13 protein-coding genes are annotated in these 12,781 nt (G+C 55.4%); 6 read left to right on the forward strand and 7 right to left on the reverse strand.

Features of this window, described 5'->3' with window-relative positions:
* The first annotated feature begins 93 nt into the window (after nt 1-93).
* Complete coding sequence (locus MY069_RS11085; protein ID WP_482793849.1) at nt 94-756, forward strand: alternative oxidase; 663 nt, start codon at nt 94-96, stop codon at nt 754-756.
* On the opposite strand, the gene MY069_RS11090 is transcribed toward MY069_RS11085, so the two are convergent.
* A complete protein-coding gene (locus MY069_RS11090) occupies nt 735-1,682 on the reverse strand; it encodes a glutathione S-transferase family protein (protein ID WP_482793850.1) in 948 nt (315 codons plus the stop codon). The two genes, MY069_RS11085 and MY069_RS11090, sit on opposite strands and share 22 nt — an antisense overlap.
* A gap of 116 nt (nt 1,683-1,798) precedes the next feature.
* Between MY069_RS11090 and MY069_RS11095 the strand changes: the two genes are divergently transcribed.
* Genes MY069_RS11095 through MY069_RS11105 form a run of 3 tightly spaced genes read left to right on the forward strand, consistent with a single transcriptional unit; the run spans nt 1,799 to nt 5,033 of the window.
* On the forward strand, nt 1,799-3,370 hold the full coding sequence (locus MY069_RS11095) for a long-chain-fatty-acid--CoA ligase (protein WP_482793851.1): 1,572 nt from the start codon (nt 1,799-1,801) through the stop codon (nt 3,368-3,370).
* Nucleotides 3,371-3,372: 2 nt separating this feature from the next.
* The gene (locus MY069_RS11100; protein ID WP_482793852.1) at nt 3,373-4,296 is read left to right on the forward strand and encodes an aminotransferase class IV; all 924 of its coding nucleotides are present in this window, start codon (nt 3,373-3,375) and stop codon (nt 4,294-4,296) included.
* On the forward strand, nt 4,293-5,033 hold the full coding sequence (locus MY069_RS11105; protein WP_482793853.1) for a sulfotransferase-like domain-containing protein: 741 nt from the start codon (nt 4,293-4,295) through the stop codon (nt 5,031-5,033). Before MY069_RS11100 ends, MY069_RS11105 begins: the two co-directional genes overlap by 4 nt.
* Here MY069_RS11105 and MY069_RS11110 read toward each other — a convergent pair.
* Entirely contained in the window at nt 5,030-6,469 is a 1,440-nt protein-coding gene (locus MY069_RS11110) for an alpha/beta fold hydrolase (protein ID WP_482793854.1), read from the reverse strand. The two genes, MY069_RS11105 and MY069_RS11110, sit on opposite strands and share 4 nt — an antisense overlap.
* Before the next feature lie 136 nt (nt 6,470-6,605).
* Between MY069_RS11110 and MY069_RS11115 the strand changes: the two genes are divergently transcribed.
* Together MY069_RS11115 and MY069_RS11120 are read left to right on the forward strand one after the other, a co-directional pair.
* Complete coding sequence (locus MY069_RS11115) at nt 6,606-8,111, forward strand: LytR/AlgR family response regulator transcription factor (RefSeq protein ID WP_482793855.1); 1,506 nt, start codon at nt 6,606-6,608, stop codon at nt 8,109-8,111.
* Nucleotides 8,112-8,198: 87 nt separating this feature from the next.
* The gene (locus MY069_RS11120) at nt 8,199-9,566 is read left to right on the forward strand and encodes a M24 family metallopeptidase (RefSeq protein ID WP_482793856.1); all 1,368 of its coding nucleotides are present in this window, start codon (nt 8,199-8,201) and stop codon (nt 9,564-9,566) included.
* A 203-nt stretch (nt 9,567-9,769) separates the two neighbouring features.
* Here the strand turns inward: MY069_RS11120 and MY069_RS11125 are convergent, their stop codons facing one another.
* From MY069_RS11125 to msrA, 5 genes are all read right to left on the reverse strand, one after another.
* Nucleotides 9,770-10,084 (reverse strand): gamma-butyrobetaine hydroxylase family protein, encoded by a 315-nt coding sequence (locus MY069_RS11125; protein ID WP_482793857.1) that lies wholly within the window; start codon nt 10,082-10,084, stop codon nt 9,770-9,772.
* Entirely contained in the window at nt 10,081-10,299 is a 219-nt protein-coding gene (locus MY069_RS11130; protein ID WP_482793858.1) for a Trm112 family protein, read from the reverse strand. Before MY069_RS11130 ends, MY069_RS11125 begins: the two co-directional genes overlap by 4 nt.
* Entirely contained in the window at nt 10,296-10,946 is a 651-nt protein-coding gene (locus MY069_RS11135) for an LON peptidase substrate-binding domain-containing protein (RefSeq protein ID WP_482793859.1), read from the reverse strand. Before MY069_RS11135 ends, MY069_RS11130 begins: the two co-directional genes overlap by 4 nt.
* 76 nt (nt 10,947-11,022) lie before the next feature.
* Nucleotides 11,023-11,913, reverse strand: coding sequence for a thioredoxin (gene trxA / locus MY069_RS11140; protein ID WP_482793860.1), 891 nt, complete (start codon nt 11,911-11,913; stop codon nt 11,023-11,025).
* 121 nt (nt 11,914-12,034) lie between these two features.
* Nucleotides 12,035-12,679 (reverse strand): peptide-methionine (S)-S-oxide reductase MsrA, encoded by a 645-nt coding sequence (msrA, locus tag MY069_RS11145; protein WP_482793861.1) that lies wholly within the window; start codon nt 12,677-12,679, stop codon nt 12,035-12,037.
* Nucleotides 12,680-12,781: the final 102 nt, after the last annotated feature.

A 12,781-nucleotide genomic window follows, 5' to 3' on the forward strand; every position in this document is an offset into this window, starting at 1 on the left:
CCAAACCTGGCACATTCTGTCGCGCGGCAATTGAGCAACTCATGCCGAGCATAAGGGCGATTACCTAAGGCTGAGATGCCAAGGAGATCGCAAATGAGCTATATTGAACCCCACAGAAAACCCGAAGGCCTTCGCGACCGGATCGCGTTTGTTTTTGTGAAATTCTTGCGTTTCTTCGCCGATCTGTTTTTCCGCAAACGCTATGGCCACCGGGCGGTTGTGCTCGAAACCGTTGCTGCGGTGCCGGGCATGGTGGCCGGATTGCTCCAGCATCTGCGCGCCATTCGCCGGATGCGCGACGATCAAGGCTGGGTCAAAGAACTGCTCGACGAGGCAGAGAATGAACGCATGCACTTGATGACGTTCATTCAAGTGGCGCAGCCGACTTTGTTCGAGCGCGGTTTGATCATGATCGCGCAGGCCATTTTCTATAATTTCTATTTCTTCCTCTATCTGTTTGCGCCGAAAACCGCGCACCGCGTCATCGGCTATTTCGAAGAAGAAGCGGTGACCAGCTATACCCATTATCTGCAAGAAATTGATGCGGGTCGATTAGAGAACGGGCCAGCACCTCAGATCGCCATCGATTATTGGACCCTCCCCGCCACCGCGCGCCTAAGAGATGTTGTCATCGCTGTCCGCGAAGACGAAGCCGGGCATCGCGACCGAAACCATTATTTCGCTGACGTTTTGATTGCGGGCGACGAACCTAAAGGCGATGTGGATTTAAACGATTACGCTTGGCGCAATACATAGCCGACGCGCGGAAAGTGAATGTGCAAATTATCTGCACGCTCGTCCTGCCGGGCAATGATCACCCGCTCTGAATTGGCAATCACGAGGTCGCCTTCAACCCTGTCTTTGGCATAATCATCTGGGGCGATGGCGACCCGGTCCCCGGGTTCGAAATCGCGCAAATCGCCAGCTGTGGAGGCCGGTTTTAGGCGCGGCGCTGCGGCATTGGCGATTTCCACCGCGTCGGCACCGCTAATTTCTTCCGGGGCTTGGCCTTTGAAGTCTTTGAGGCGGTGATACCAATCTTTGGTCAACGGCGCGCTCTCAAAACAGGTTTCAAGGAAGTCTGGAACGTTATTTTCCACAAACCAGGGATTCATATAGGCGTGCACATCGACCATGCCGGGCTTTGTACCGACCAGCCAATCACCGGTGCCAGCCAAGCGTCCGCCGGCGAGCCGTTCTTCAATCCACATCAATTGGCTGCGCCACTGATCTCGCATAAAGGGCGCGGCGGCTTTCATCGCATCAACATCGAAGGCGCGGCCTGACATTTTGGTGCGGTCATCGATAAACTCTTGCGGCATATGCTCGCCAATCGCGCCAAAAATCACGGCGACGCTGGTCTGAAACCATTTTCCATCGGTCCAACCCGATACCATCCGTCCGAGACCTTCATGACCTGGCAAATTGAGCGCCGGGATCTGAAAGCGCTTTTCTAATTCGACAAGCATGATCGAAGTGTCGCAAAAAATATCTGCACCGATTTGCATCACTGGCGTTCGGCGATAGCCGCCGGTGAGCGGCATCAGATCGGGCTTTGGCATGATGGACGGAATTTCCACTGACGCCCAGCCGAGATTCTTCATTCTCAGTGCCAATCGGATCTTCTCTGAATAAGGTGATCGATCAAACTGATGAAGAATAATGCTTTGGGCGTTTGCCATGCTTGTTTGCCTCCCCAGACGTCTCGACCAGACTAAGCCTGTTTGATTGGGCTTTCCAAGTCTCCAATGTTGCCTAAAACAAATGAAAACACAAAAGACCTGGGAGGTGGTTCGACATGCTCGACACGAAAACGATGCCGCATGTGGCGGATATTCCGCGCGTTCAAGCCGAGTTGCGAGGCGGTGAAGTCGCTTTCTGGTGCAATGAGGAAGAAACCACATTTGGCGAGCTAGATAAGCGTGCCAATCAAGTGAGCCATGGGCTGACGGGCTTAGGGGTCGAGGTCAATCAGCGAGTGGGCTATCTCGCGAAGAATACCGCGCTTTATTACGAAATGCTCTATGGCTGCGCGAAAATCCGGGCGGTGATGAATGCCGTCAACACGCGTCTGGCCGCGCCGGAGGTTCAATTCATTCTCTCTGACGCCCAGGTCTCAGTGCTATTTGTCGGGCCCGAATGGTTCGACATGATCGACCAAATCAAAGATGAGTGTCCGCATCTGCAGCACATAATCACCGTCGATGGCAGCCGCGAGGGGTGGCCTGAATACACAGCCTGGCGAGACAGCCAAGACGGCGCGGCGCCAGCGGTCAAAACGCTTGATGATGACGATGTGATCCAGCTCTACACGTCCGGAACGACGGGTTTGCCAAAGGGCGTGATGCTGACCAATGCGAACTATGAATCTTTCATGGAACAGGCGGGCGCATTGCAATGGGCAGGCTATGAAGCCGGCGAAGTGGTGATGAATGCCATGCCGCTCTTCCACGTAGCGGGTGTGAATGCGGGTGTGCTCGCGACCGCGCAGGGGGCCAAAACGGTCGTCCTGCCTGAGATTAATCCGGCACAAATTTTGGATTTGATCGAAACTCAGAAGATCAATCATGCATTCTGGGTGCCCGCCGTTATTCTGATGTTGTCGCAAATGCCGGATTTCCGTGAGCGCGATTATTCGACGCTGAAACAGGTCTTTTATGGCGCCTCGCCGATCACTGAAGACCTGTTGAAAACGGCCGTCGAAGTGATGGGCGCGCAGTTTACGCAGCTCTACGGCCTCACCGAAACGGTTGGCGGCGGTACTTATTTGCCGCCCGAAGCGCATAATCCAAGCTGGGGCAAGCTCCGCTCTTGCGGGGTGCCGTATCCGTCGACCATCGTTCGCTGTGTTGATGCAGATGGCAATTCCGTCCCGATCGGCGAAGTGGGTGAGATTGTGATCCAGTCCGGCTTCGTCATGAAAGGGTATTGGAACCGCCCAGAGGCCACCGAAGACTCAATTCGCAATGGTTTCTTCCATACTGGCGATGCGGGTTATTTTGACGAAGATGGGTTCTTGTTCATCCATGACCGCGTCAAAGACATGATCGTGTCAGGCGGTGAGAACGTTTATCCAGCCGAGGTCGAGAATGCGATCTTTGGGCATCCGGACGTGGCCGATGTCGCTGTGATCGGCGTACCAGATGAGAAATGGGGCGAGTCCGTCAAAGCGATTATCGTTCCGAAAGATGGCGCAAATCCAACGCCTGAAAGCATCATTGCTTGGGCAAGAGAGAAGATTGCTGGCTATAAATGCCCGAAATCGGTCGACTATATTGAAGCCTTGCCGCGCAACCCGTCGGGTAAAATTCTGCGCAAAGATCTGCGTGAGCCTTATTGGGCGGGACAAGAACGACGCGTTGGGGGCTAATCATGGATGATGCGCACGGCGTTCACGATTATGTCTATGATGAGCGCAATGCCGACATTCAGGTCTCCATAAATGGCGAGCTGAAACATCGCGATCAGGCCACGGTCTCGGTCTTTGAAAGCGGTTATTTGCTTGGCGACGGCGTTTGGGAAGGGATGCGCGTCCATGGCGGCGGAGTCGCGTTCTTAGATGAGCATTTGAAGCGGCTTTATGCCGGCGCCAAGACGATTGATATCGATATCGGTCTGAGCCCCGAAGCTCTTACCCAGCAGCTGTTTGATTGTCTCAAAGCCCAGGGCATGACGGAGGGCGTTCATATCCGCTTGATGGTCACGCGCGGGGTGAAGAAGACGCCTTATCAAGGGCCTCGCTTCACGATCAAACCGCCGACCATCGTGATCATTCCGGAATTTAAATCGCCCGTGCCAGAGATCCAAGCCAAAGGCGTGTCGCTCTTTACGGCTCATGTGCGGCGGACAGGGCCAGCGGAGCAGGACCAAAAGCTCAATTCGCATTCCAAGCTGAATTGTATCTTGGCCTGTATCCAAGCTGACAAAGCCGGTGCTGACGAAGCGCTCATGCTTGATCCAGATGGCTTTGTCGCGACCTGCAATTCGACGCATTTCTTCATTGTTCGCGATGGCGAGGTTTGGACCAGTCCGCCGGAATATTGCCTCGGCGGAATTACCCGCGGAAACATCATTCGAGTTTGCCGCGAGAGCGACATTCCGGTGCGTGAGAAGCGCTTCTCACTGTTTGATGTCTATTCGGCCGATGAGGCGTTCATCACGGGCACCTTTGCTGGCGCGACACCCGTACGCGAAGTAGATGGCCGGGTGATCGCGCAGCTTAACGGCCCGATGACGCAGAAACTGTCGGGGCTGTACAAAGCGCTGATCGAAACGAACTTGACGCCGATCACATGACGACCAAGCCGCTTCGCATCGCCATGTGGTCTGGGCCGCGAAACATGTCGACGACAATGATGCGCAGCTTCGGCGCGCGGCCCGATACGGTCTGTTTCGATGAACCCTTCTACGCGGCTTATTTGAAACAGACCGAGTTGAACCATCCGATGTCAGACGAGATCTTTGCCAGTCAAAGCGTTGACCCTGACGCGGTCATATCAGACCTGATCGCTGTCCCAAGTCTAGATCGTCCGGTGGTCTATCAAAAACATATGACCCATCACATGCTGCCAGACTTTGATCGCAGCTGGATGCGCCATTGTCGCAATGTGTTTCTCATTCGCCACCCGGCCCGAGTGATCCCGTCCTATGCCCGCAAAATGGAGAAGGTGTCGCTTGAAGCGATCGGGTTTCCCCAGCAGTTGAGCCTGTTTCAAAAGGCCTCTGAGGTTGAGGGGCGCCCGCCAATTGTCATTGATAGCGATGATATTCTGCGCGATCCGGCTGGCGCTTTGATGGCTCTATGTGACGCACTCGGACTGCTCTGGACGGAGCAAATGCTAACCTGGGAAGCTGGCCCCAAATCCGAAGACGGTGCCTGGGCGCCGCATTGGTACGACGCCGTCTGGCGCTCTAGCGGCTTTGGGCCGGCGCCCGGCGATTTGCCAGACGTCGACCCAGAGCTCACGGGTGTTTTCGAGGCCGCCTTGGAGATCTATGATCAATTGGCGGCCCACCGTCTGATGCGGGTCTAAAAGTCGGGAAGATCGACTTTCAGCGTGCGTCCATCGACATCACCGCCACGCATAAAGTCTTGGATGACTTCCGTGATCTCGGGCGACATCATGAACAAATTGTGCCCGGCATTTTCGACGATGACCGTCTGTCTTTGCGACAGACCTGCTGTCGCTTCTTGACCGCTTTCGGGATAGGTCCGGCCATCCAAGGTGCCGGACAGAACTAAAGTGGGGACATCAGAGACCGGTGCGGTTCGGAAGGCGTCGCCAAGGTCCAGCTTTGCGTCGACTGTCTCTAAGTGCAGACTGAAATTCATATGCTGGCCCAGCAAAGCCGTCTTCGCCTGTTCTTCAATCATGGCGCGCCGCTCCGGCCCAGATCCCGAGGCGACATCCATCAAATAGGTCATCGGACGGAAGGAAATCGCAGTGTCGGTTGGATCAATCGCGCGTTGGAGCAATGCGGTGAGTGCGGTCGTGTCGCCGGCATCCAAACCGCGATACACGTCTAAAACCCAAACGGCACGCGCTGGATCTGCAACCAAAGCCGAGGTGAATTTTTGTAGATCTCGCTTTTGAATGAGGATCGGAACAGTCACGCCATCTTCTGTTGGGAAATCGAGGTGCAACGGAGTCTCTTCAAGCTGGTTCAGTACGCGCCGGATCATTGCTTTGACGTCCGGATATTTGGCTTTGGCGTCGTGATCCGTGTCGATCGCAGCTTGTAAGCGATCGAAATATGCGTCCCCGCGTAGAGGTTGTTTGACGGTCTGGTCGAGGCCTTCAATCGCCGTCATCACCACGCGCCCAATCCGGTCATCTATTTGCTGCAGGGCCGCAAGCGATAGGTGTGAGCCGTAAGAAATGCCCCAAAGGTCAATTTTCTCGGCGCCGAGATGCTGGCGCAGCGCGTCTAAGTCCGAAACGCTCTCTGAGGTCGTGTAGCCGTAAATGTCCACGCCTTGGTCTTTCCAAAAGGTCAAGCATTCAGCAAAAGCCTGCCGTTCTTTATCGAAGACTTCCTGGTCAGACGCCGCTTCGGTATAGCTGATATGGTAGGAAGAGGTGCAAGTCGGCAGATCGTTTGAGGCGCCGGTTCCGCGCTGATCGAACGCGATGACATCGCCAAACTCGCGCATCGCCATGAAAAGAGGGAAGCGGTCATATTTAGCGGTCTGGATGCCAGAACCTCCTGGGCCACCTGACAAGTACACAATCGGCGCACCAGAGGTCTCTCCCGTCGCGGGGAAGCGAACATATTTCAGCGTGATTGAGCGGCTGTCGGCATTGCTCCGGTTCTCGGGAACGGTGAGCGCGCCCTCATAGGCTTGCACCGGGTCTCCGGATTTGGGCGCAAACGAGATCTCAGTTTCGCCCGGCAGAGTTTGAGCCTCGGAGACGGCGGCACCTGTTGTCAGCAGCATTAAAGGGAGGAGAGAGGATGAGAGTTTCATGGGAATGGCTCCAAAGCGTTGCGATGCGCCAAACCTAAGGAATCATTGAATTTATGCTTGCGTGGATTGTGCGAACGGTAGCGAATTTCTGGCAAACGGCGCTGTCCGGCCCGGTCAATCCTGTCTACGGTAGGTCATGGTTCGACTTATCTCATTGCTAGTTGCGATTCTGGTCTTGGCTTGGCCTGCTTTCGGGCAGGCGCGCGGCTTCACCTTGCTCGATTTGGATCGGGTCACAATTTGCCCCGCCACCGCGGCACAAACCTCCCCTCCGGACTTCACAGCAACCACCTGCGCGACCGCGCGGGCGGAAGAGATTGATCCACAGGGGAGCTATATTTGGGTCAAAACCACAGTGAACTTGGTCTCAGTGCGCGGAGCGCGCGGCGAACCTCTATCCCTTTACCTGTCCGGGAAAATGGCCAGCGAAGTCTATTTGAACGGCGTATATGTCGGCGCAAATGGAACACCCGCAGCCGATGCGGCCGGTGAGACACCTGGCAAAATGGATACCGAACTTTATCCACCGCAGAACCTGTTCCGGATCGGCGAGAATGAGATCGTGTTTCGCGCTTCCGCACATCACGGCATCATCGATTTGTATCGGCCTTTGCACTTGGTCGGCATCGCGCCTGCAGGGGCGTATTCCAATACAATGTCGCCGCGATTGATCATGGCCTTGGTCACGCTCAGCCTCTTCTGTCTTGGCGGATTGTACTTCGGCGTCATGGCGCTGATCGGAACGGCACGTGTGCGGTCGCTCACTTTAAGCGCGATGAGTTTCTTTGCAGCGGCGCAATTGGTCTCGGAAGCTTTGCGAAACTTGGTAGCTTATGCGTATCCCATTCACGATATGCGTTTGATCGCGATCGCCGTGTTCTCTTCAGCCTTCGGCATCAGCGTCGCTTTTCACACATTTCGGACATTTATGACGCGCGGCTCGCTCAAATGGGTTGCCGGGCTCGCGGCGCTTTCAGTGCTAAGCATGATGATCGCGAATGGCTTTGACTATAAGGCGCTGACAGGGATGACCGTTCCGCTCTTGGGAACACTGATCGCGACGGGTATTTGGACGTATCAAGGTCGCACGCGGGCGTTTCTCTACTTTATCGCACTTTTGGTTTTCTTGCTGGCGATTGTTGTCTTTCAAGGCCTGTTCCTGGACACTGTGTTCTTCCTGCTCGTGGCGTTATTGCTGCTGCTGCTCTTCATCGAACAAGCGGTCATCCTTGCTGACGAAGAGCGCGAGCGCCGGAATGAGGAAGCGCGCGCCAATCGCCTAGAACAAGCGCTTGCCGAAGCTGGCGAACGGGCCGCGTCCAGCCATATCAATATTAAAGGCGCCGGGTCGATTGAACGCATTGAGACTGGGCAAATCGTACATTGCCGCGGCGCTGGCGGTTATACTGAGATTGTCCTGATTGGCGGACGAACCGTTTTGCATTCGATGAGTTTGAACGAGTTGGAATCGGTCCTTCCAGCCACCTTCTTGCGCGTCCATCGTTCGCACTTGATCAATGTTATGCATGTCGCCGCATTGAAACGCGACTCCTCCGGCACTGGGACGCTATCCTTGGCAGACGATGTGACAGTGCCAGTGAGTCGCCGGATCATGCCGAAAGTGCGTGAAGCCCTAAATTAAACCACCTCACCCAAATAGAGACCCCGACTATCTTGCAGGTGCGTGAGGCCGCTCTATGCTGACCTTCGGTTGGAGAAAGGTGGCGGCATGCTGGTTGGATTGAAGCGTTTAATGATGGCCGTTTTGGCCATGAGCCTTCTGGCGCCCGGGGCGTTGGCTCAGGCCTACAATCAGTTTGCGCAAGGCCGCGAGGTTCGTGATGTCAGCGCAGTCTTCGAGTTCCGTGACCGCATTGCGCCGGAAAACGAGATGACGCGCGACCGGCTTGAGAATTTGCTGCCGAAATTGATGGAGGAAACCGACATCGATATGTGGCTCGTGATCAATCGCGAATATGCCGAAGATCCGGTCTATTTCACGCTTGTCCCGCAACCTGCCTTTGCTGCGCGTCGAACGACGATCTTAGTATTTCACAAGACCGAGGACGCGTTTGAGATGCTCACCGTCAACCGCTATCCGCTCGGTGAGCCCTATGTTGCGGCTTGGGAAGGCGGCGACCTCGATGAACAATGGCAGGCGCTGGCGGATCTGATCGAAGACAAAAACCCAGAGCGGATTGGCATTAATGTCTCGTCGCATTGGCCAGTGGCGGACGGCTTAACCCATGGGCTCCATCAGAAGCTCGAATCCGTTCTGCCAAACCGGCTGGAACGGCGTTTGGTCAGCGCGGAAGACTTGGTCATTCGCTGGATCGAAACCCGCAGCGAAAACGAAATGCAGGCTTATGGGCACATTGTCAGCCTCGCACGCTCGGTAATCAGCGAGGCGTTCTCGTCGAACGTCATCACACCGGGCGTCACCACGACGGATGATGTTGCCTGGTACATGCGCCAGCGGTTTGAAGACCTAAATCTGGCGCCCTGGTTCAATCCCTATGTCAATGTCCAACGACCAGGCCTCGCTTGCGAAGCCGAGCAATCCTTTTGCGGCACAGAAGGGGTTATTCAGCGCGGTGACGTGATCCATACGGATGTTGGAATTTGCTATCTCAAACTATGCACCGACACCCAAGAAATGGGCTATATCGCCCATATTGGCGAAAGCGATGTGCCGGAGGGTTTGAAGGCGGCCATGGCCGTGGGGAACCGTTGGCAAGACCATCACACCGGCGCCTTCGCCACGGGGAAGACGGGCAATCAAGTCCTCGCTGACACGCGTGCGCAGTGCGATGCGGGCGACTATATCTGCTCGGTCTATACCCATCCGCTCGGCTTTTTTGGGCACGCGCCAGGGCCGACAATTGGCATGTGGGATGATCAAGACGGCACGCCTGTTCGCGGCGATTGGCCGGTCTATGAGAACACTTGCTACGCCATCGAAGGGAATGTGAAAGCGCCGGTGCCTGAATGGTCCGATCAGCATGCGCAGATCAAGCTCGAGCAAGATGCCTGTTTCGATGGGCAGCGCGTCAATTATCTCGCTGGCCGCCAAACCACATGGCATGTAGTGCGATAGCGCACAGGACCGAAAGCGCCGTCTCGGGTCTCGTATCCCGTCGACCTAGAGACTAGGTGGGCGCCGGTTAGATAGGACCACGGTCCAGTCCAGAGCCAGCTCCCTGACGGAACTTAAGGTCGGCGGATAGCTGACCGTCCTCAAACGCCCCAGCCTCTGTGCTGAAGCCATATAGGCACGAATGGAACGCTCTGTAAGTAGGCTTAAGCCGCGGCGCTCTTTTCGGCGAGCTCCCGCAAATCGGCCCAAGTGAACAGTCCGTTTGAATGACCGTCACTGAAATGGATGCGCACCGCATAGCGCCCGACCGGGTCGGCTTTATCGACAGTGATATCATCTCTGACAATTGGCGGGGGCGGTTTAGGGCCGCTGCCATGGCCCTGCACATCTGCAGACGGGCTGTCGAGCCGAAGCTGTTTATAGGGCAGGGCAAAGGCTTCGCCGTCATCAAATGTGATGTGGAGCGCGCGTTTGCTCTTGGAAAAGCGCAATTCGGTGGGCCAAGCGCGTTTACTCATGATTGTATTGTGTCCAGATCGCGGGCTTCGGTTTCTAACAGGATCGGCAAGCCATCCCGAATGGGAAAGGCGAGTTTGGCCTTTCGGGAGATCAGCTCGCAAGCGTCTTTGTCGAACACAAGCGGGCCGCCGGTTACCGGGCAGATCAAGACTTCAAGCAGGCGTGGGTTGACGCCGCAGGGGCCGGGTTTTGGGTCTGTTTTGGTTTCGGTCATTGCAAGGTCGAGCTGTCATCGCCTGGCACGTCCATGTCAAGCAGCGTGATCAGAGTTTGCGCCCGATCTGCAACGGTTTGAGCTTCGATCAAGGCTTGTTTTTCCAGCGTGCCAAACGGGCAGCCGGCGCAAAGCGCATTGATCAGAGTTTCCATTGGAGCGTGCTCCACCGCTTCCCAATCGACTTCCATGGCGTTGATTTGGGTATAGCGTTTTAGCGAGTTGGTGAGCGCCAAGCGATCCGGAAGCGCGCTTTCGGGCGGCGAAACAAGGTCACTTTCGAAGGCCTGCCAATCCGCCAGGACTTGCCGGTATGGTGTGTCGACGCCGAGTTCGTCTTGGACGTCGAAGCGGCAAATCCCGGTTAAAGAAATCAAATAGCGACCATCGTCGGTTTCTGAATAAGAGGTGATCCGGCCGGCACACCCGGTTCTGACCAGGTTTGGATGGGCGCGGTCACCACCGCTCGATTGGATCATTCCGATGATCCGGCTGCCCGACATCGCATCATCAATCATGTTGAGATAGCGCGGTTCAAAAATGTTGAGCGGCAAAGACCAACGCGGAAATAAAAGGACGCCCGAGAGCGGAAACACCGGGATGATCTCGGGCAGATCCGACAATTTTCGGTAGGTCTCGTGGGTCACACCGGCTCCTGTTTGGCTCATCCTATAGCATAAGATGGGCTGAACACAGGGCGCGGCGAGATCTTAATGCGGCTTCTTACGAAAACATCAGCGAGCCGAGGCGGCGGCGCCCTTCGACTGTAACCGGATCTTTTGGACCGGCGGCTTCGAAAATTTCCAGCAATTTCGCTTTTGCTTTGCCGTCTTCCCACTCCAAATTGGCTTCGAGAATGGTCAATAAGTGTTCGGAAGCATCTTTGTTTTTGCCTTGCGCGATCAGCGACTCAGCCAGGTCAAACCGGGCATTGTGATCGGTAGGGTTAGCGGCAACCGTTTCTTTCGCTTGCGCCATGTCTTCATCAAGCGGTTTTTCCGCCATCAGATCGAGGGCGGTGCGAACCGATTTGATCGCCGGGTCATTCACTTTGTTTTCTGGGGCCATGTCCAAGATTTGTCGGGCCCGATCATGATCATCATTGGCAAGATAGCAACGCGCGAGCCCTGCAATCGCTGCGGCGTTTTCCGGATCGGCTTCCATAACCGCACCATAAAGCTGCGCGGCGGTACCGATATCGCCGCTTTGGGCCGCGGTTTCGGCTTGATCCAAGGCTTCCTGCAGCTGTTTCGCGCCATCCGTCCCGCCGAGAATGGACTCGATGAATTGACGAACTTGGCTTTCTGGTAGCGCGCCTTGAAAGCCGTTAACAGGACGGCCTTTGTCAAAAGCGAACACGGATGGGATCGATCGCACGCCCATCTGACCGGCAACACCTGGATGTTCTTCAGTGTTGATTTTGACCAGCTTCACTTTGCCATTCTGCTCGCCGATAACTTTTTCAAGCGTTGGCGTCAGGGTCCGACACGGCCCGCACCAGGGGGCCCAAAAGTCAACCAGGACCGGTTGTTCATTCGATGCTTCGATCACATCGGTCATGAAATTCTGATCGGATGAATCGACGATATGCGGTGATGCGGCTGCTTCAGTCATGAGAAGCGGTCTCCATTATGCTTAGCTGGGCCTATTTGGGCGCGATGGCGCCATCGCGCAAGACACACTGTCTGCGCGGCGTGCTGAAACCCGCTTTGATTAGATTGAAATTGTTTGGAAACTAGCTGTCGCCAGCCTCGCCCCAGACCTCGGCAACGCGCTTGTCGCGGCCGCAACCGACCCGGTAGAGCTTATAGCGTGCTGGGTTCTTCTGGTAATAATTCTGATGATAGCCTTCGGCGTCATAGAATGTGGTTTCATCCAAGACCCGCGTAACAATCGGCGCCGGGAGGAGGCTGGCCTCAGTGATCTCAGCAAACTGTTCCTCGACTTCTGCCCGCTCGTCTGCGCTGTCTACGAACACAGCGGTCCGGTAGGAATTACCGCGATCGCAGAACTGGCCACCATCATCGGTCGGATCGATATGGCGCATGAAATAGTGGACAAGCTCGCCATACTCGATCTTGGTCGGGTCATAGACAACTTTGACCGCCTCTAAATGCCCTTGTTTTGTATGGGTTTTATAGGTCGGGTTTGTGCTATTTCCGGCCGTGTAGCCTGACACGGTCTCAAGCACACCTGGCAGCTTATCAAAATCGCTCTCGACGCACCAAAAGCAACCGCCAGCGAAAATCGCTGTTTCAACGCCTGCTTGGCTGGTCGTGATGTTTGGTCGGTCTTCAGCCCCAGCGTTTAAAAAGAATGTGGCGAGCGCTGCAAAGCCCCCGGCAAACAGGCTGATGGATAGCGGATGAGTCAGTTTCATTTCAGATCGTCCAAACGCGTTTCTTCTGGAAGGCTGCATATGACGATTCGCCTCGAAGAATGCGAGAACTGATTTCAGTTTTCACGGTTTTTTGTTCCGCCG

This window comes from Hyphomonas sp. ske169, from assembly GCF_056850855.1.

Coding starts and splice junctions, on each gene's coding strand:
- MY069_RS11085 (WP_482793849.1), top strand. CDS start 94: ATGAGCTATATTGAACCCCACAGAAAACCCGAAGGCCTTCGCGACCGG.
- MY069_RS11090 (WP_482793850.1), bottom strand. CDS start 1,682: ATGGCAAACGCCCAAAGCATTATTCTTCATCAGTTTGATCGATCACCT.
- MY069_RS11095 (WP_482793851.1), top strand. CDS start 1,799: ATGCTCGACACGAAAACGATGCCGCATGTGGCGGATATTCCGCGCGTT.
- MY069_RS11100 (WP_482793852.1), top strand. CDS start 3,373: ATGGATGATGCGCACGGCGTTCACGATTATGTCTATGATGAGCGCAAT.
- MY069_RS11105 (WP_482793853.1), top strand. CDS start 4,293: ATGACGACCAAGCCGCTTCGCATCGCCATGTGGTCTGGGCCGCGAAAC.
- MY069_RS11110 (WP_482793854.1), bottom strand. CDS start 6,469: ATGAAACTCTCATCCTCTCTCCTCCCTTTAATGCTGCTGACAACAGGT.
- MY069_RS11115 (WP_482793855.1), top strand. CDS start 6,606: ATGGTTCGACTTATCTCATTGCTAGTTGCGATTCTGGTCTTGGCTTGG.
- MY069_RS11120 (WP_482793856.1), top strand. CDS start 8,199: ATGCTGGTTGGATTGAAGCGTTTAATGATGGCCGTTTTGGCCATGAGC.
- MY069_RS11125 (WP_482793857.1), bottom strand. CDS start 10,084: ATGAGTAAACGCGCTTGGCCCACCGAATTGCGCTTTTCCAAGAGCAAA.
- MY069_RS11130 (WP_482793858.1), bottom strand. CDS start 10,299: ATGACCGAAACCAAAACAGACCCAAAACCCGGCCCCTGCGGCGTCAAC.
- trxA (WP_482793860.1), bottom strand. CDS start 11,913: ATGACTGAAGCAGCCGCATCACCGCATATCGTCGATTCATCCGATCAG.
- msrA (WP_482793861.1), bottom strand. CDS start 12,679: ATGAAACTGACTCATCCGCTATCCATCAGCCTGTTTGCCGGGGGCTTT.